Annotated in this window: 15 protein-coding genes; 2 read left to right on the top strand and 13 right to left on the bottom strand. The window is 69.4% G+C overall.

The features are described from left to right. Window positions 1-78: 78 nt before the first annotated feature. From ACFXHE_RS21190 to ACFXHE_RS21230, 9 genes are all read right to left on the bottom strand, one after another. Window positions 79-1119: an NUDIX domain-containing protein gene (locus tag ACFXHE_RS21190; protein ID WP_379385903.1), complete on the bottom strand. Its 1041-nt coding sequence runs from the start codon at window positions 1117-1119 to the stop codon at window positions 79-81. Further along, window positions 1119-2243, bottom strand: a complete 1125-nt coding sequence (locus ACFXHE_RS21195) for a glycosyltransferase family 4 protein (RefSeq protein ID WP_379385448.1) — start codon at window positions 2241-2243, stop codon at window positions 1119-1121. The genes ACFXHE_RS21190 and ACFXHE_RS21195 overlap by 1 nt, the downstream gene beginning before the upstream one ends. Then, entirely contained in the window at window positions 2240-3202 is a 963-nt protein-coding gene (locus ACFXHE_RS21200) for a phosphatidylinositol mannoside acyltransferase (RefSeq protein WP_379385905.1), read from the bottom strand. Before ACFXHE_RS21200 ends, ACFXHE_RS21195 begins: the two co-directional genes overlap by 4 nt. 26 nt (window positions 3203-3228) lie before the next feature. Continuing rightward, on the bottom strand, window positions 3229-3894 hold the full coding sequence (gene pgsA / locus ACFXHE_RS21205) for a phosphatidylinositol phosphate synthase (RefSeq protein ID WP_379385450.1): 666 nt from the start codon (window positions 3892-3894) through the stop codon (window positions 3229-3231). 1 nt (window position 3895) lies between these two features. Further along, a complete protein-coding gene (locus ACFXHE_RS21210) occupies window positions 3896-4489 on the bottom strand; it encodes an HIT family protein (protein ID WP_379385452.1) in 594 nt (197 codons plus the stop codon). Next, window positions 4486-6543, bottom strand: coding sequence for a threonine--tRNA ligase (thrS, locus tag ACFXHE_RS21215; RefSeq protein ID WP_379385454.1), 2058 nt, complete (start codon window positions 6541-6543; stop codon window positions 4486-4488). The genes ACFXHE_RS21210 and thrS overlap by 4 nt, the downstream gene beginning before the upstream one ends. Before the next feature lie 486 nt (window positions 6544-7029). Then, a complete protein-coding gene (locus tag ACFXHE_RS21220; RefSeq protein ID WP_379385456.1) occupies window positions 7030-7809 on the bottom strand; it encodes a (2Fe-2S)-binding protein in 780 nt (259 codons plus the stop codon). A 265-nt stretch (window positions 7810-8074) separates the two neighbouring features. Further along, window positions 8075-10282: a SulP family inorganic anion transporter gene (locus tag ACFXHE_RS21225; protein WP_379385458.1), complete on the bottom strand. Its 2208-nt coding sequence runs from the start codon at window positions 10280-10282 to the stop codon at window positions 8075-8077. Between the two features lie 184 nt (window positions 10283-10466). Next, window positions 10467-12677, bottom strand: a complete 2211-nt coding sequence (locus ACFXHE_RS21230) for a SulP family inorganic anion transporter (RefSeq protein ID WP_379385460.1) — start codon at window positions 12675-12677, stop codon at window positions 10467-10469. Window positions 12678-13027: 350 nt separating this feature from the next. Between ACFXHE_RS21230 and ACFXHE_RS21235 the strand changes: the two genes are divergently transcribed. After that, window positions 13028-14071, top strand: a complete 1044-nt coding sequence (locus ACFXHE_RS21235; RefSeq protein ID WP_379385462.1) for an extracellular solute-binding protein — start codon at window positions 13028-13030, stop codon at window positions 14069-14071. A gap of 12 nt (window positions 14072-14083) precedes the next feature. Here ACFXHE_RS21235 and ACFXHE_RS21240 read toward each other — a convergent pair whose 3' ends face one another. The 3 genes from ACFXHE_RS21240 to ACFXHE_RS21250 form a co-directional block, all read right to left on the bottom strand. Further along, the gene (locus ACFXHE_RS21240) at window positions 14084-14464 is read right to left on the bottom strand and encodes a DUF5313 family protein (protein ID WP_379385464.1); all 381 of its coding nucleotides are present in this window, start codon (window positions 14462-14464) and stop codon (window positions 14084-14086) included. Window positions 14465-14466: 2 nt separating this feature from the next. Then, window positions 14467-16293 (bottom strand): phosphoenolpyruvate carboxykinase (GTP), encoded by a 1827-nt coding sequence (locus ACFXHE_RS21245; RefSeq protein WP_379385466.1) that lies wholly within the window; start codon window positions 16291-16293, stop codon window positions 14467-14469. Between the two features lie 95 nt (window positions 16294-16388). Further along, on the bottom strand, window positions 16389-16709 hold the full coding sequence (locus ACFXHE_RS21250) for a metalloregulator ArsR/SmtB family transcription factor (RefSeq protein ID WP_364624478.1): 321 nt from the start codon (window positions 16707-16709) through the stop codon (window positions 16389-16391). Between the two features lie 235 nt (window positions 16710-16944). On the opposite strand from ACFXHE_RS21250, the gene ACFXHE_RS21255 reads away from it, so the two are divergent. Then, the gene (locus tag ACFXHE_RS21255) at window positions 16945-17760 is read left to right on the top strand and encodes an alpha/beta fold hydrolase (RefSeq protein WP_379385468.1); all 816 of its coding nucleotides are present in this window, start codon (window positions 16945-16947) and stop codon (window positions 17758-17760) included. Window positions 17761-17808: 48 nt separating this feature from the next. Here the strand turns inward: ACFXHE_RS21255 and ACFXHE_RS21260 are convergent, their stop codons facing one another. Then, window positions 17809-18384, bottom strand: coding sequence for a TetR/AcrR family transcriptional regulator (locus ACFXHE_RS21260; RefSeq protein ID WP_379385470.1), 576 nt, complete (start codon window positions 18382-18384; stop codon window positions 17809-17811). Window positions 18385-18480: the final 96 nt, after the last annotated feature.

The raw sequence follows: 18480 nt of genomic DNA on the forward strand, positions 1-18480 counted from the left end.
CCACCGTAGCCCCGCCCGCCGCCCGGAATGCGAGCTTTCAGCCCCCGATCCCACCCACCGGACCGAGGCCGGCGGTTGTCAGCGGATGGAGCGGACTTCGGGGTCGATGTCGGAGTCGGCGGCCGCGATGGCCTCGGCGAGGAGTTGGTCGAGGTGGTAGGGGTAGACGGTCTCGCCGGAGTGGTCGATCTGGGCGATATCGGTGGGGGTGCACCATTTGCTGCCGGTGATGGAGCGGCGTTCGATGTAGTCGAGGTTGGTGGGAACCGGGTCGAACGCCTTGGCACGCAGCGCGAAGAACAGTTCCTCCGAGCGGATGAGTTCGCCGTTGAAGGGGAACACCGCTACCCGGCGCCAGAGGGGGCCGCGCAGGGCCGAGGAGTCGGCGGCATGGCCGGTTTCCTCGTAGAGCTCGCGGATCGCGGCCTCGCGCAGGGTTTCCCCGGGGTTGACGCCGCCGCCGATGGTGAACCAGAACGGGACGTCGGGGACCTTGGGGTCGACGCCCTGCAGCAGCAGGACCCGGTCGTTCTCGTCGACCAGGACCACGCGGGCCGAGGTGCGGACGGTGTCGACGTCGAGGCCGGTGGAGGCGGCGGGGGTGACCCGTTCGGCGATCTCGAAGTAGGTCGGCAGCGGTGCGGTACCGCCGAGGTGCAGCCAGCGGACCAGGCGGCGGGTGCGCAGGGCGAGGGTGTCGCGGACCGCGTCGTTGTGGAAGCGGCGGGCGATGAGGACTCGGGCCTCGGCATCGGCGAGCTCGGCCACCAGCTGGGGTGGCAGCAGCGCGATGTCGACCGCGGACAGGGCGGCGGCGAGCTGGTTCTCGACGGTTTCGCGGTCGCGCCAGTTGGAGCGTTCGGCGCGGTCGGCCAGGGCGGTCAGCCGGCGGGCCTGCTCGACCAGGGACGGATCGTAGAGCCCGGCCAGGGTGGTGGCCACCGAGCGCCCCACCACCGCGCGCCGGGCCAGGGCCGCGTCCAGCGCATGGCGGGCCTGGTCGGTGCGCACGTGCAGGCGGTCGAGGCGGTTGGCGGTGGTGTAGGCCCAGACCGCGGCCGCGACGATGAGGGCCGCGACGAGGGCGAGGACCAGGATGGCCGTCGCGGAGAAGGTGATCATCCGGCGGTCCTGACGCGCACGTCGCCGACGGTCACGGTCTCGTACACCCGCAGGATCTGCTCGGCCACGACCGGCCAATCATATTCGCCGACAACCTGATTCGCGGTGCGGATGAACTCCTCGCGCCGGACGTCGTCGGTGAGCATGCCGCTGATCGCCTCACCCAGCCGCGCCGAGTCCCCGACCGGCATCAGCTGGCCCGCGGTGCCGTCGCGCAGCACGCGGCGGAAGGCGTCCAGATCGCTGGCCACCACGGCGGTCCCGGCGGCCATGGCCTCGACCAGCACGATGCCGAAGCTCTCACCGCCGAGATTGGGCGCGACATAGACATCGGCACTGCGCATGGCCGAGGCCTTCTCGGCATCCGACACCTGACCGAGGAAGCGCAGGTGTCCCGCGTTCTCCCCCGCCTCGCGGCGCAGCCGGTCCTCGTCACCGCGGCCGACGATCAGCAGCTCGAGCTCCGGATGCCGGCGCACCAGTTCCGGCAGCGCGCCGAGCAGCACCTCCATGCCCTTGCGCGGCTCGTCGAACCGGCCCAGGAACAGCACCGACTTCCCCGCGCGCGGATACCCGGCCAGCAGCGGCGCGTGCGCGAACGCGGGCACGTCGACACCGTTGGGGATCTCGACCGCGTCCCCGCCGAGCGCCTCCACCTGCCAGCGCCGCGCCAGCTCGCTCACCGCGATCCGGCCGCTGATCTTCTCGTGGTACGGCCGCAGCACACCCTGAAAAGTGCTCAGCACCAGCGACTTCGTGGTCGAGGTGTGGAAGGTGGCCACGATCGGCCCCTCCGCGATCTTCAGCGCCAGCATGGACAGGCTGGGTGCGTTGGGTTCGTGGATGTGCAGGACGTCGAAGTCGTTCTCGGCGATCCAGCGGCGGATCCGGGTATAGGCGGTGGGCCCGAAGGACAGTCGCGCGACCGAGCCGTTGTAGGGGATGGCCACGGCCTTGCCCGCCGACACCACGAAATCGGGCAGCGGCGTGTCGTCGGCGGCGGGCGCGAGCACGCTCACTTTGTGGCCGCGCTCGATGAGCACCTGCGCCAGCTCCACGACATGGGCTTGCACCCCGCCCGGCACGTCGAACGAATACGGGCAGACCATGCCGATTCTCATAGCGCCCCTGTTCCCTGCGACCCCTGCGCGTCATAGCCCAGCGCCCGTTGCGCAGTGGCGATACGTTCCAGTCTGGCCTGCGACAGGTCGCTTTCCCACAGGGGTTGCAGCATGTGCCAGTCCGCCGGATGGGCGGCGATATTGGCGGCGAACACGTCGGTCAGCGCCTGGGTGGCGGGGGCCACGCCCCCGGACAGATCCAGCGCCTCGAAGACCTGCATGCCCCAGCCCTCGCGGCCGTCGGCCTCGGTGGTGAACCAGCAGTGCACGGGCAGCAGCGCGGCACCGGTGCCGGCGGCCAGCTTGGCCGCGCCGGCGGGCAGCCAGGTGCGTTCACCGAACATGGTGACCGGCACCCCCTTGCCGGTGAGGTCGCGCTCCCCCATCAGGCACACCACCTTGTTGTCCCGCAGCCGATCGGCCAGCTGCGGGAACGGCGGCTGCTCGCCGCCGGTCAGCGGGAACACCTCGAAGCCCAGGCTCTCCCGGTACTCGACGAACCGCTCGAACAGCGACTCCGGCTTCAAACGCTCTGTGACCGTGGAGAACTGGCCGTAGTTCTGCACCAGCCAGACCCCGGCCATATCCCAGTTGCCCGAGTGCGGCAGCACCAGCAGCACACCCTTGCCCCGGGCCAGCGCCGCGTCCAGGTGTTCGACCCCGTCCACGTGCAGCTGTCCGAGCGCCGTGTGGTCCATCGACGGCAGCCGGAACGCCTCGCGCCAATAGCGGGCATAGGACCGCATACTCGCCGCGATCAGGCTGTCCGGCACCGCCTCCGGTGTCGTGCCCAGCACGCGGGCGAGGTTGCGGCGCAGCTGGTTCGGGTGCCCGCGGTGCGCCTTCCGGTTCGATCGCCGGGCGACGGCGTTCGCGCCCGCGTCGAAGCCCTTGCGCGCCATGCCCTCCGGCAGTCCGCGGACAAGCCGCCACCCGGCCGCGTACGCCTTGTCGGTCATCGCGGACGTGAAATCGGTTGTCACCGCTACGGTTCCTCCGGAGCCTTCGTTGTGGGGGCGATGATGTCACGGGCGCCGGGGGAATTGCGCACCGCCAGCACCCGCTGGAAGACGGTGATGATGCTGAGCACGGCCAGCGCGTACATGGCCGCGTACACCGCGTACGACAGCCAGGTGATGCCGAAATAGCCGCCGATACCGGTGAATCCGGCACCGACCAGCACGATGACCAGCCGGTCGGGCCGCTCGATCAGGCCGCCGTCGGCCGACAGCCCGCTGGCCTCCGCCCGCGCCTTCGCGTACGAGATGACCTGCGAGGTCACCAGCACCACCAGGGTCGCCACGAACAGATGCTTGGAGTTCGCGTGGTACACCGACCACCAGGCCAGCCCCGCGAAGATGGCGCCGTCGGCCACGCGGTCACACGTGGCGTCCAGCACCGCACCGTATTTCGTGCCGCCGCCCCGGGCGCGGGCCATGGCCCCGTCCAGCATGTCGAACATGACGAACAGCCAGATCACCATCGTTCCCCAGAACAGGTGATCGGTCGGGAACAGGGTCACCGCCGCGACGATCGAGGCGGTGGTGCCGATGAGCGTCATCGCATCGGGCGTGAGCCCCGTGCTCACCAGCGCTTTGCCCAGGGGCGCAGTCGCTTTGGCGAACGTCTCGCGACCGAAGAAGCTCAGCACGCTATCCCGCGTCCTTCCATGCGTCGGCTTCCTTCCACGCCTGTGCCAGCAGCGCCCGGGTTTCCCGGAGCAGCTGCGGCATCACCTTCACTCCGCCGACGACGGTAATGAAGTTCGCGTCCCCACTCCAGCGCGGCACGATATGTTGATGCAGGTGATCGGCGAGTGAACCACCGGCAACGCCACCGAGATTCAGGCCGACATTGAAGCCATGGGGCCGCGACACCTGCTTCATCACCCGGATCGCCTGCTGGGTGAACGCCATCAGCTCGGCGCTCTCCTCGGTGGTCAGGTCCTCGAGGTTGGCGACCCGGCGGTAGGGCACCACCATCATGTGGCCCGGGTTGTACGGGTACAGGTTCAGCACCGCGTATACCCATTCACCACGCGCGACGATCAGGCCGTCCTCGTCCGACATCTCCGGAATGTCGGTGAAGGGGTGCCCGGTCTTCTTGGCCGCGTCGATCTTCTGATCCTCGGCCTCGCCGGTGATGTAGGACATCCGGTACGGGGTCCACAACCGCTGCAGGCGGTCCGGATCCCCGGCACCGGTATCCACGATCTGCTCGGACACGGGTGCAATCCATTCACTCATCGATCCGCCTTGCGGATCTCGAAGCCCTCCGCGGTCGGCGACTCGTTCTCGCGGCGCCCGATCCAGTCCACGATGGTGGCCACCGCGTCGGCCACGGGCACACCGTTGACCTGGGTGCCGTCGCGGAAGCGGAAGCTGACCGCGCCGCTCTCCACATCGCGCGCGCCGGCCAGCAGCATGAACGGCACCTTCTGCGCGGTCTGGTTGAAGATCTTCTTCTGCATGCGGTCATCGCTGCGGTCGACCTCGGCGCGAATGCCGTTGTCCTGCAGGCGTTCGATCACGCCGTCCAGGTGCTCGACGAAGGTCTCGGCGACCGGGATGCCGACCACCTGCACCGGTGCCAGCCAGGCCGGGAACGCGCCCGCGTAGTGCTCGGTGAGCACGCCGAAGAAGCGCTCGATGGAGCCGAAGAGCGCACGGTGGATCATGACCGGGCGGTGCTTGCCGCCGTCGGAGCCGGTGTACTCCAGCTCGAAACGCTCGGGCAGGTTGAAGTCCAGCTGGATGGTGGACATCTGCCAGGTGCGGCCGAGCGCGTCCTTGGCCTGGACCGAGATCTTCGGGCCGTAGAAGGCGGCCCCGCCCGGATCCGGCACCAGCTCCAGGCCGGAGTCGGTGGCCACCTTGCGCAGGGTCTCGGTGGCCTCCTCCCACAGCTCGTCGGAGCCCACGAACTTCTGCGGGTCCTTGGTGGACAGCTCCAGGTAGAAGTCGTCGAGGCCGTAGTCGCGCAGCAGCGAGAGCACGAACTGCAGGGTGTTGGTCAGCTCCGCGTGCATCTGCTCCTTGGTGCAGTAGATGTGCGCGTCGTCCTGGGTCATGCCGCGCACCCGGGTCAGGCCGTGCACGACGCCGGACTTCTCGTAGCGGTAGACCGAGCCGAATTCGAACATGCGCAACGGCAGTTCGCGGTAGGAGCGCCCGCGCGACCGGAAGATCAGGTTGTGCATCGGGCAGTTCATCGGCTTGACGTAGTAGTCCTGGCCGGGCTTGCGCACCGAGCCGTCCTCGTTGAGTTCGGCGTCGAGGTGCATGGCCGGGAACATGCCGTCGCGGTACCAGTCCAGGTGGCCGGAGACCTCGAAGAGATGCCCCTTGGTGATGTGCGGGGTGTTGACGAACTCGTAGCCCGCGGCGATGTGGCGGCGGCGCGAGTAGTCCTCGAGCTCCTTGCGGATGATGCCGCCCTTGGGGTGGAACACCGGCAGACCGGAACCGAGCTCGTCGGGGAAGGAGAACAGGTCCAGTTCCAGGCCGAGCTTGCGGTGGTCGCGCTTCTCGGCCTCCTCGAGCAAGCGCAGATGCCCGTCCAGCGCCTCGTTGGATTCCCAGGCGGTGCCGTAGATGCGCTGCAGGTCCTCGCGGGACTGGTCACCACGCCAGTAGGCGGCCGAGGAGCGGGTCAGCTTGAAGGCCGGAATGTACTTGGTGGTCGGGATGTGCGGGCCGCGGCACAGGTCGCCCCACAGCTTCTCGCCGGTGCGCGGGTCCAGGTTGTCGTAGATGGTCAGCTCTTTGCCGCCGACCTCCATGACCTCCGGATCGTCGATGCCCGACTTGTCGGAGATGAGCTCGAGCTTGAACGGCTCCTTGGCCAGCTCGACGCGGGCCTCGTCGACCTCGACCACCCGGCGCGAAAACCGCTGCGCGCCTTTGATGATCTTCTTCATCCGGGACTCCAGCTTGGCCAGATCCTCGGGGGTGAAGGGGCGGTCGACCTGGAAGTCGTAGTAGAAGCCGTCCTTGATGAACGGGCCGATGCCCAGCTTGGCCTCGGGGAACTCCTGCTGCACCGCCTGGGCCAGCACGTGCGCGGCCGAGTGCCGGATCACATTGCGGCCGTCCGGGGAATCGGCGGTGACAACCTCGACCTCGGTGTCGAGTTCGGGCACCCAGGACAGGTCCTTGAGCGCGCCCTCGGCGTCACGCACCACGATGACCGCGGCCGGGCCCTTGCTCGGCAGGTCCGCCTCGCGCACCGCGGCCCCGGCGGTAGTCCCAGCCGTAACCCGGACGCGGGCGACTGGGGTCTGCTGGGGTGAGGTGGTCACGGCTGGACACTCCTTGGCGGTTCACGGCGGGTGGTCGATCCGCCGTACAGGTTGGACTGGATGACCGGGCACCCCCTTCGTGAAGGGCAGAGCCCCGGCGGCACCACTCTATCGGCACGGTTGTCACCGCGCGCCGATGGACCGGCCCCGCCGCGTCGCCCGCCACCGCGCAGGTCCCGGCCCGGGCCGATCCCGTCCCGGTGACCAGGTGAAACACCCGATCAGCACGAAGAATCGAGGATCCGGCGGCGCCTGTGGAACAAGATCGGCCCAAACCGTGGAGTCCAGCGCTCCCGGGCAGGTCGACCGCATGATTCTCCGAGCGACCGCACCGGCACGGCAAGCGAATTCATCGCAGGGCCGAGACCGCCACCCGCGTGCGGCGGCCTCGGACGTGTGCGCTTGTCCTGCGCCGCAGGAGGTTTCGGGCAGCCGGGGTGGCGGCTGCGGGCGGGCACGGTCGCGCCGACGCGCTCCGCCGGGCCGTCAGCCGCGCGCCGCGACCTCGGCGAGCAGGGCTTCGCGTTCGGGGGCGGGGCGTTTGGGGCAGCTGGTGCACATCTCGCAGCCCGGCACCTCGAAGACCAGGCAGCAGGAGATGCGGCGGACGAAGGTGCGGCCGCCGACGTCCTGGAACCGTGGCACCGGCAGCCGGCCCGCGACATCGCGGGCCAGGCGGGCACCGGCGTCCTCGGCCCCGATGTCCAGCGCGCGGTTGCCGATGGCGTCGGCCACGATCGCCCACAGCGAGGCCGCGCCCGCGCCGGACACCTCCGCCACCACCGGAATCACGCGAGACAGCGTGTGCCGCAACGCATGTCCGACGGACGCGGTCGTACAGCAGCCTCCGGACTCGGCATCCGCGTCCTCGGCGGGCACCACCGGACCGGCACTCGCCGGGCCCGCGGCCTCCCCGGATCGCGGCGATGGCGCGATCGGAGACCAGGATTCGATGGGCAGCGGACCCGCGCCGACGAGGTAGCCGCGCGGTTCCGGCAGCACCCGCTCCACGCCGCCGTCGGGCCGGATCTCCAGGGCGATGCGCTCGAGCGCGGGGTCGAAGGCGGGCCGCCCGCTCGCGATGGCCGCGACGATCGGATCCACCAGCGACGAGGCCGCCATGCACCACCACAGCGTCCCCGACACCCGCGTGTTGGCAGTCCCCCACGAGATCCCCATGTCGGCGATCCGCTCGGCCAGCCACTGTGGTCGCAGTAGGTCGGTGCCCGGCACCAGCGCCTGTGAAACGGGGGGCTGCGCAACCATTTCCATTCGACTCCGATCCGGCCGATCCACGGTGATTACTACCCACGATGTCACGTTTCCGCGCCGATGTGGGCCGCTCCCCCGCGACCCCCGGCGCACCCGTTCGACTCGCGATGCCGCGAGGCGCGCTCAGCGTATGCCGCGTGGGCTCCCCCACCGCGCCGACGCGCCCGGCGGCGAGCACTGCCTGGATCGCCACCCCGGAAAACACGATGGTGCGGGCATTCCCGAACGGGAAGCCCGCACCATCGCAGGGTGGGCGCTATCAGTGGGTGTGGGCCAACGCCGATAGCTCGGGTGCGTCGATTTCCCGGATGCCCATGGCGGTGACCTCCAGGACTCGGGCGGTCCCGATGTCGAAGAACAGGCCGGAGACCTCGAGGCCGCGTTCCAGGATCGCCCGCCGGACCACCGGGTGGGCGCGCAGCGTGTCCAGCTGGACGGCCACATTCACGATGGACAGCTGGTCGGCCACCCCGAATCCGGCACGCGCTGCGGCGGCGGCGACCGGGTCGCCGGAGTGGAAGCGATCCAGGCTGGCCCGGCCGTGGACCAGCCAGTTGCCCAGGCCGGGCCCGGTGGGCCCGCCCGCGACCAGTGCCTTCATCGCCCCGCACGCGGAGTGACCGCAGACCACGACATTGTCCACGACCAGATCGTCGACGGCGAAGGCGAGCGCCGCCTCGATGGAACTGTCGCGGCCGCCGGGGACCACCAGGTTGCCGACATTGCGGATGGTGAACATGTCACCGGGCCCGCTGTTGGTGATCATGTTGGGCACGATCCGGGAATCCGCGCAGGTCAGGAAGAGCGAGTGCGGGTTCTGCCCGTCGCGTAGCTCGTCCAGGTGCGGGCGCACCAGATGGGCGTTGCGCTGATGGAAGGCGGCCACGCCCTGGGTGATCGGGTTGCCGTCGCCCTCGCGCCAGGGGCGCAGCACATCGTCGAGCAGGGTACGGGCGCGCCCGCGCACCGGCGGGCCCGTCAGGGCGTGCGCCATGCGGGCGGTGCCGAGTTCCACGAATTCGACTGTGCCGCCGGTGCTCTCGTGCTGGCCGGCCCAGTCGTGGATGGCCTCGTAGGCGGCGTGGTCGAGGAAGTCGACGCTCATCTCGACCAGCACGTCGGTCCCGCCGGGCACCTTGGCCAGTTCCGAGGACAGTTTCGGCAGTGCCAGGAACGTGCAGGTGCCGTCGATGCTGACCAGCCAGCGATCGGTGCCGGCCACCTCGCCGGCGGTCACCGAGACGCGCACGACCCGCCACAGCAGCAGGCCGAAGGCCAGCGCCAGGCCGATGATGACGCCCTCGAGCAGGTTCAGGAACACCACGCCGAACACGGTCACCAGGTACACCAGCAGGTCGCCGGTGCGCCGGGCCAGCTTGATGTGGGCGAGCTTGACCAGCTGGATACCGACCACGATGAGCAGACCGGCCAGGGCCGATTTGGGAATCTGCTGCACCAGGCCGACCAGCGCCACCGAGAACACCAGGATCCAGAGGCCGTGCAGGAAGGCCGAGGCGCGCGAGCGGGCGCCGGCCTGCACATTGGTGGCACTGCGCACGATGACGCCGGTGACCGGCAGGCCGCCGAGGCCGCCGGAGATCACATTGGCCGCGCCCTGCCCGACCAGCTCGCGGTCGAAGTTGGTGCGCGCGCCGGTGTGCATCTTGTCCACGGCGACCGCCGACAGCAGGCTCTCCACGCTGGCGATCAGGGCGATGGTCAGTGCCGCGAGCACCACCTCACCCCACTCGCCGGAGGGCAGGTCGGGCAGGCCGATGGCGTCGAACAGCGAGCCGCTCAACACGATTCGCTCCGGATCACCGGGCAGCACCAGTGACAGCACGGTGCCGGCGACCACGGCGATCAGGGGGCCGGGCAGCACCTTCAGTTTGCCCGGCACGTACTTCCAGCTGAGCATGATGGCGATGACCACCAGGCCGACGACGAAGTCGTCGCCGTGCAGGTTGAGCAGCTGGTTCGGCAGTTCCTTCAGGTTCTCCCACGCGGAGCTCTGCGAGGTGCCGCCGAGCAGCACATGGAATTGCTGCAGCGCGATGGTGACACCGATACCGGCGAGCATGGCGTGCACCACGACCGGCGCGATGGCCAGCGCGGCGCGGGCAATGCGGCTGAGCCCGAACAGGATTTGCAGCACACCGGCCAGCGCGGTGATGAAACAGGCTGTCTTCCAGCCGAATTCGTTGATGGTGGCGGCGACCACCACGGTCAGGCCGGCCGCGGGCCCGCTGACCTGCAGCGGTGAACCGCCGAGCAGGCCGACCACGAAGCCGCCGACCACGGCGGCGATGAGTCCGGCGGCGATGGGCGCGCCGGAGGCGACCGCAATGCCGAGCGAGAGCGGCAGTGCGACGAGAAAGACGACAAGGGATGCAGGAAGATCATGACGCAGCAGGCTGTCGAGCCGGCCGTCGGTTCTGCCTGGCGGTGAATCGGTGTCGCGAGACATTTCGCTCCTCAGCGAGCATGTACAGGGGGCATCGAATAAGGGCTGCGGACAGCTCTGGCCGCAGACTCACCGGACGAGCAGAGCCCAGATTAAAGGTAAAGACTTACCAAAGTCTGAGAAAGGTGGTCGCCAACGCAAAAGGGGCGTGAACCCTCTCGGGCCCACACCCCTTCTTCCCCGGCCGTCACGCGGGTTGGGCCACCCGCCCGACGTCATCGATCTCGGCGATCCCGTCCACGGTGACCTCCACCACGCGCGCGGTGGCGATATCGAAGAACAGGCCCGAGAGCACCACGCCGCGCTCCTGCACGCCGCGGCGAACCACCGGATGCGCGTACAGCGTTTCCAGCTGCACCGCCACATTCACCATGCCGAGCTGATCGACGGGCCCGAACCCGGCCGCCGCCGCGGCCACCGCGACCGGATGCCCGAGCCGGAAGCGCTCGAGGCTGGGCCGGGCGTGCGCGAGCCAGTCGTCGAGCTGGGACCCGGTGACCAGTTCGCTGTGCAGCGCACCCATGGCGCCGCACCCGGAGTGCCCGCACACCACCACCGAGCGGACATCCAGCTTGTCGAGGGCGTAGATGAGCGCGGCCTCCATCGACGAGTCCTGGGCGTCACGCGGAATCAGGTTGCCCACATTGCGCACCGTGAACAGGTCGCCCGGACCGCTGTTGGTGATCACGTTCGGCACGATGCGGGAGTCGGCACACGTGACGAAAAGCGAGTCCGGTTCCTGGCCGTCGCGCAGCACCCCAAGGTGCGGGCGCACGACGTGCGCGTGGCTGCGGTGATAGGCGGCCACACCGGCGACGATCGGGTCCACGTCGGTGGCGGTGCGCCGCCAGGGTCCGAGGACCTCGTTCAGCAGGTGCCGGGAGTGCCCGCGGGCGGGCGGCCCGTCGGCGACATCGGCCATGCGCACCGCGCCGACCTCCACGAATTCGACTGTGCCGCCTGCACTCCGGTGCTGGTCCACCCAGTCCTGCACGGCGTCGTAGGCGGCGTGGTCGATGAAGTCGACGGTCATCTCGACCACCACCTCGGCGCTGCCGGGCACCTTGGCGAGTTCGGCGGCGAGCTTGGGCAGCGCGAGGAAGGTGAAGCTGCCGTCGACGGTCACCCGCCAGCGCAGCGCGTCCACCTTCTCGGCCGCGACCGACACCCGCACCACCCGCCACAGCAGCAGGCCGAAGGCCAGTGCGAGCCCGACCAGCATGCCCAGCAACAGATTCCAGAACACCACCACGAAGGCGGTGGCGGCGTATACCACCAGGTCGCCGGCGCGCTGGGCGCGCCGGATGTGCGCGAGTTTGATCAGCTGGATGCCGACCACGATGAGCAGTCCGGCCAGCGCCGCCTTGGGAATCGAGCGCACCACGTCGACCAGCGCCACCGAGAAGAGCAGGATCCACAGCCCGTGCAGCATGGTCGAGGTCTTGGTGCGCGCTCCCGCTTTGACATTGGTGATGCTGCGCACGATGACCGCCGCCACCGGCAGGCCGCCGATCAGTCCGGAGACCATGTTGGCCGCACCCTGGCCGAGCAGCTCGCGGTCCAGATCCGTTCGGCGCCTGGAGTTCTGGCGCATCCGGTCCACCGCCACGGCCGATAGTAGGGTCTCCACGCTGGCGATGAGCGCGATGGTCACCGCCATCAGCGCCACCGTGGCCCAGCTGCCGTGCGGCACCTGGGGCAGGTGCAGTTCCGCCGGCAGTGAGCCGTTGAGCGTGATGCGCTCGACCCGTACCGGCAGCACCCGCGCCAGCAGGGTCGCGACCACCACCGCCACCAGCGGCGCCGGCACCTGGCGAGCCGGTTCGGGCAGGCGCCGCCAGCCGAGCAGGATGGCGATGACGACCAGTCCGATGCACAGGTCACCGGGGTGAACCGAGGCCAGCTGGTGCGGCAGCGCGACGATGGCGTCCCAGGACGAGGTCAGCGAATCGCCGCCCATGAGCACGTGCACCTGTTCGAGCGCGATGACGATGCCGATTCCGGCGAGCATGGCGTGCACCACCACCGGCGCGATGGCCAGCACCCCGCGTGCGATCCGGCTGAGCCCGAACAGAATCTGCAGGCCACCGGCCAGGATGGTGATGAAACAGGTGGCGGCCCAGCCGAATTGGGTGATGGATTCGGCGACCACCACGGTCAGCGAGGCGGTGGGCCCGCTGACCTGGAGGGTCGATCCGCCGAAGAGTCCGGCGACCACGCCGCCCACCACCGCGGCGATGAGTCCGGCGGCGACCGGCGCGCCCACGGCGACGGCGATGCCGATGGACAGCGGCAGGGAGACCAGGAAGACGACGAACGAGGCGGGTAGATCGTGGCGCACCAGGGCGGCGAAGCCGGGAAGCGACGTCCGTGGAGGCTGATCGGTGTCGGTGGACATATCTCTCCTTCGCCGGCACGACAGGGCCGCCCGGTTCATCGGTCAACATGTACTGGCATCGAATCGAGAGGCAGCGGCGGGCGAGGCTGGAGAACCACGACGCTTGGCAGATCGCGGGTAATCGTAAAGACGGTGCAAAGGAAATGAAAAGCATTTGCGACAGTTGAGGCGAACCGCTATCAAACTGTGACACAGCTCACTGCGTCACGCAAAAGGACTGCCGCGGGCCGAGATGTCACCGGCTGTTCACCCGCCGCACCCTGCCGAGTCAGAGACGCTGCCTAATCTCTCGCGCCAGATTGCTGTGGAACCCGAAGTGAGACGGGGTCCTTCGGAAAGGGTTCCGCGGAATGTCGCTCCCCCGCCGCGCTGTCGTCGCGGCCGTCGCCGCCGCGCTCGCGACCACCGGTTGCGGCACGCACGCCGAACCGGCATCCGTTCCCGCCGTGACCAGTTCGTGGACCCCGCCGCCGGGGCTGTCCGGGCAGCTCACCCTGTACTCGGCGAATCCGCAGGACCTCACCGACGACCTGCTGGCCGGGTTCACCCGGGCGTCCGGGGTGAAGGTGAACGTCGTCAACGGCGAAACCGGCAAGATCACCGCCATACTCGACAAGGAGGGCCCGCAGCCGCAGGCCGATGTGGTGTACCTGGCGTCCTGGACGCCCGCGGCAGAGTACGACCTGCAGGGCCGCACCCTGCCCTACACCCCGCGCGGCGCGGACCGGGTGCACGACGGCTGGATCGGCAAGGATCACGGCTTCATCGGCCGGGACGGGTCGGCGCTCACCATGGTGGTCAACAGCAAGGCGAGCCCGCGCCTGCCCAACGACTGGGCCGATCTGGCCGCGCCCGAGTTCCGCGGCCGGGTGATCATGCCGGACCCGCGCGAATCCGGCACCGCCCGGGACCTGCTGGCCGCCATGGTCAGCGCGTGGGGCAAGGACCGCACCTGGGCCATGTTCGACGCCCTCTTCGACAATGGCATGGTGGTGCGCGGCGGCAACGGCCCCGCCCTCGACCAGGTGACCGCGGGCGCCTACGCCGTCGTCCTCGGCGGCGTCGACTACGCGGCCTACGACGCGGCCGCCAAAGGCGTTCCGCTGCGGGTCATCTCGCCGGCCTCCGGCACCGTCATCACCCCGCGGCCGGTCTTCATCCTGAACACCACCCGCAACCCGGCGGCCGCGAAAGCCCTGGTGGACTACATGTTCACCCCCGAGGCCCAGCAGATCACCGCCGCGCACAAGATGATTCCCGCCCGCACCGACGTCCCGGTCGCACCCGGCACCCGCTCCTACGACGAGGTCAAGCAGCTGCCCTTCTCCTGGGATCAGGTGAAGGGCAACGGCACCGGCATCCTGACCGAATTCACCCAGCGCTACCTGAGCTGATCCGCGCCCGGTTCAGCCGCGGCCGTGCGCCCGCTCGTAGGCGGCCCGCGCGGCGGCGGCGCGATCACGTTCGCGCTGGTCGGCCAGGGCCGGATCCAGGCCGTGCTTGGTGAGGCGGGCCCGGCGGAACACGTACATGAGCGCGGCCGTGAAGTAGATCAGCGGCAGGTACAGCAGCGCCATCATGGCCAGCCCGATCCACAGCGGGCCGGGAATGAGCAGGAACAGGCACAGCGGCGGGATGATCGGGAGGAGGATGCGCAGCATGTAGCGCCGCGCCGCCCCCGGCCCGGTCAGATCGTCGATCACCCACTGCGCCATGGCCGGCGGCAGCGTCCCGCCGCAGATGTAGCGCAGGCGCTGCAGCGGATTCGGGCTGGTCTGGTCACGCACGGTCAGACTTCCTCGGCCAGGCGGAGTTTCAGGGCGGCGAGTTCGACGCGCAGGGCATCGGGCAGGCGGTTGCCGCCGATGCGGGCGTACCACTCGTCGATCGATTCGAGCTCGCGCACCCATTCGCCGCGATCGACGGTGAGGGCGGCGTCGATCAGGCCGCGGTAGCCGTCGCCGAGTCCGTCGAGATCGAGCGCGGCGGCGGTGGGCACGAAGCCGATCGGGGTGCGCTCGGCCGGAGCGGTGCCGTCCAGCCGTTCGAGCGCCCACTTCAGCACGCGCACATTGTCGCCGAAGCCGGGCCACAGGAACTTCCCGTCGGCGCTGCGCCGGAACCAGTTGACCTGGAAGATCTTCGGCAGCTGCACGCCCGCGCGCTCCCCCATCGCCAGCCAGTGCGCAAAGTAGTCGCCCACGTGGTAGCCCAGGAACGGCAGCATGGCCATGGGATCGCGGCGCACCACGCCGACCTGGCCGGCCGCGGCGGCCGTGGTCTCCGACGACAGCACCGAGGCGGTGAACACCCCGTGTGCCCAGTCGAAGGATTCGGCGATGAGCGGGATGGTGGTGGCGCGCCGGCCACCGAAGAAGATCGCCGAAATCGGCACGCCGCGCGGGTCGTTCCATTCGGGGGCCACCGACGGGCATTGCTCGATCGGGGTGCAGTAGCGCGAATTCGGGTGCGCGGCCGGGGTTTCCGAGCCGGGCGTCCAGTCCTTGCCGTGCCAGTCGAGGAGGTGGGCCGGGGGCTGCTCGGTCAGGCCCTCCCACCACACGTCGCCGTCGTCGGTGCGGGCGGTATTGGTGAAGATGGAATTGCCCGCGTCGATGGTGGCGATGGCGTTCGGATTGGTCCGCATGCTGGTTCCCGGTGCGACGCCGAAGAATCCGGCCTCCGGGTTCACCGCGTAGAGCCGCCCGTCGGCCCCGAACCGCATCCAGGCGATGTCGTCGCCGACGGTCTCGGCCTGCCACCCGGGCAGGGTGGGCTCGAGCATGGCGAGGTTGGTCTTGCCGCACGAGGACGGGAAGGCCGCGGCGATGTAGTGCGTCTTCCCTTGCGGCGAAGTCAGTTTCAGGATGAGCATGTGCTCGGCCAGCCAGCCCTCGTCGCGGCCGAGGACCGAGGCGATGCGCAGCGCGAAGCACTTCTTGCCCAGCAGCGCGTTGCCGCCGTAGCCGGAGCCGTAGCTCCAGATGGTGCGGGTCTCGGGGAAGTGCGCGATGTACTTGGTCCTGTCGCACGGCCACGGCACATCGGGCTGCCCAGGGCCGAGCGGCGCGCCCACCGAGTGCAGGCACCGCACGTATTCCGTGTCGCCGGTGAGCTTTTCCCAGACCGGCGCGCCGGAGCGCGTCATGATCTGCATCGACCCCGCGACGTACGCCGAATCGGTGATCTCCACACCGTATTTCGGCTCGGCGGCGTCCAGCGGGCCCATGCAGAAGGCAATCACGTACATGGTGCGCCCGGCCATCGCCCCGCGGTAGTGCTCGGTCATGACGGTGCGCATGTCGACCGGATCCACCCAGTTGTTGGTCGGTCCGGCGTCGCTCTCGCGCTCCGAGCAGATGAAGGTCCGGTCCTCCACCCGTGCCACGTCGCCGGGGTCCGAGACGCACCAGAACGAGTTGGGTTTGGCCGACAGCGGGATGAAGGTCCCCTTGGCCACCAGCTCGGCGGTGAGCCGATCCCATTCGTCGCGAGAGCCGTCGCAGTAGACGATGCGCTCGGGCGTGGTCAACTCGGCGATCTCCGCGACCCAGGCCAGGATGCCGGGATGGTCGGTCGGCGTGGTGGCGACGGCGGCGAGGGGACGTTCAAGCACGGCGAGCCTCTCTGACGGAAACAACTAGGTATTTAGTTTAGAAAACACGCAAGCAGAAAGGCGGGCGGGGCCGCCGGACGGTGCCGGGACACCCGCTACGCGGGCTGTTCGAGCGCCTCGGCCTGGCCGGAGACCACGCCGGTGAGAATCGCGCGGGCCACCGCGAGCAGTTCGGCGACCTGCGGCGAGGTCAGCGCGTAGGTGACCGAGAGTCCCTCCCGGCGAGCGGTGACCAGACCGGCCCGCCGCAGAATGGACAGCTGCTGGGACAGATTCGCGGCCTCCACGCCGATTTCGGTGAGCATCTCCGAGACCGCGTGCTCCCGCTGACTGAGCAGTTCGAGCACTCGGATGCGCACGGGATGGCCCAGCGTTTTGAAGAAGTCCGCCTTCATCTGATAGAGCGGCCGTTGCATTCCTGGCACCTGCGAGCCACTCCTTCCACTGGCGGCGGATCATCCCTGCGCACGACCCACCCGGCAATTGCAGAGTTTAGCAACCAGGCCAATCAAGGCCCACGCGCCCCGGCGTGGCACGGACGTGCGACGGCCGCGCGTGTCAGCCAGGGATGAACCGTTTTGCCGAGCGATGAGATTCCGCGTGCATGGTACGTTCGGTCGTTCGCCGGACCGCCTACCAGAAAGACCAACCGTGCCCCTCGCCACCCTGAACGGCATCCGACTCAACTACGACGTCACCGGCAGCGGGCCGCTGGTCGTGCTGGTCATGGGCACCGGCAGCCCGGGCCGGGTGTGGCGCACGTATCAGGTTCCGGCACTGGTGAAGTCGGGCTTCCGGGTCGCCACCTTCGACAATCGCGGCATCGCGCCCTCGGAGGAGAGCGCGCACGGCATGCGCATCGAGGATCTGGTCGCCGACACCGCGGCCCTCATCGAACACCTCGGCGGCCCAGCGCATGTGGTGGGCACGTCCCTGGGTGCGCGCGTGACGCAGGAGCTCGCGCTGGCGCGGCCGGAGCTGGTGCGCAAGGCGGTCATGCTGGCCACCGCCGGGCGGCCGCATCCGCTGACGAGCACGTTGAGCCGCGGCGAGCAGGCCCTGCAGGAGCAGGGCGTGAAACTGCCGCCGGAATACGCGGCGGCCATCAAGGCGATGCTGAACCTCTCCCCGCACACGCTCGAGGCCGACGACCAGGCCCAGCAGTGGCTCGACATCTTCGAATACTCGGCGAGCGCGACGGAGCCCGCGCCGGGGGTGCTGGCCCAGATGCGCATGGACCGCTCGGGCAATCGTCTCCCCGACTACGCCCGGATCACCATCCCCAGCCTGGTCGTCGGATTCGCCGACGATCGCATGCTGCCACCGGTTTTCGGCCGGGAGGTGGCCGCGGCGATTCCGGGCGCGCGCTTCGTCGAGATCGAGAAGTGCGGCCACTACGGGTATCTGGAACGCCCTGAGGAGATCAACCGCACCATCATCGACTTCCTCACCGACGGGCACGCCTGAGCCCCAGCAGATTCCGGCCCCATCCCCGAGAGAAGGAACCGGACAGCGCTAGCCCGCACCGAGCTCGGCGGCAATCGCGCCGGCCAGCAGGGTGCGGGCCCGGTCGAGGGTGAGCGAGCCGCTGTGCCAGCGCTCGCTCAGACCCTCGACCAGGGCGGTGAGGCGTTCCGCGACGGCCGCGGCGTCGAGATCCAGTGGGATGGAACCGGTTTCCTGACCGTGCAGGATGAGCGTCTCCACATCGGAGTTCCAGGATTCGGTGCTGGCCCGGAGCGGTTCGCGCAGTGTGGGATCGAAGGCCGCGCTGGCGCGCAGTTCACCCCAGGCGACGCTGTTCTCGCGGACCTCGTCGGTGTCCTGCAGTTCCAGCAGCAGCATGCGCTCGACCTGCGCGCGCGGGTCCACGAGGTCGGCGAAGGCCTGGTCGGTGTAGGACTCCGCCCGGTGATTGATGTGTTCGAGAGCCGCGCGCAGGATGCCCGCGCGGTCCTTGAAGTGGTAGTAGATCAGCGCGGTGGACACGCCCGCGGCGGCGGCCAGTTTCTCGACCCGCAGTCCGCGGACTCCGTCCTGCGCGATGACTCGAACGGCGGCTTCCAGGATCTGGCTCTGACGGTCCGACACGATTCCTCACTCTAGAACGATTGCGCGGCCGGTCCGGAACGGGCGGCGTCTCCGAACCGGCCGCGCCCCGGCGAATTACAGGCTTCACCGGGGGCT

Origin of the sequence: Nocardia sp. NPDC059229, assembly GCF_042754165.1 — a bacterium.
Classification (GTDB): Bacteria; Actinomycetota; Actinomycetes; order Mycobacteriales; family Mycobacteriaceae; genus Nocardia.

Coding starts and splice junctions, on each gene's coding strand:
- ACFXHE_RS21235 (WP_379385462.1), top strand. CDS start 13,028: ATGTCGCTCCCCCGCCGCGCTGTCGTCGCGGCCGTCGCCGCCGCGCTC.
- ACFXHE_RS21230 (WP_379385460.1), bottom strand. CDS start 12,677: ATGTCCACCGACACCGATCAGCCTCCACGGACGTCGCTTCCCGGCTTC.
- ACFXHE_RS21195 (WP_379385448.1), bottom strand. CDS start 2,243: ATGAGAATCGGCATGGTCTGCCCGTATTCGTTCGACGTGCCGGGCGGG.
- ACFXHE_RS21210 (WP_379385452.1), bottom strand. CDS start 4,489: ATGAGTGAATGGATTGCACCCGTGTCCGAGCAGATCGTGGATACCGGT.
- ACFXHE_RS21200 (WP_379385905.1), bottom strand. CDS start 3,202: ATGACCGACAAGGCGTACGCGGCCGGGTGGCGGCTTGTCCGCGGACTG.
- ACFXHE_RS21225 (WP_379385458.1), bottom strand. CDS start 10,282: ATGTCTCGCGACACCGATTCACCGCCAGGCAGAACCGACGGCCGGCTC.
- ACFXHE_RS21220 (WP_379385456.1), bottom strand. CDS start 7,809: ATGGTTGCGCAGCCCCCCGTTTCACAGGCGCTGGTGCCGGGCACCGAC.
- ACFXHE_RS21250 (WP_364624478.1), bottom strand. CDS start 16,709: ATGCAACGGCCGCTCTATCAGATGAAGGCGGACTTCTTCAAAACGCTG.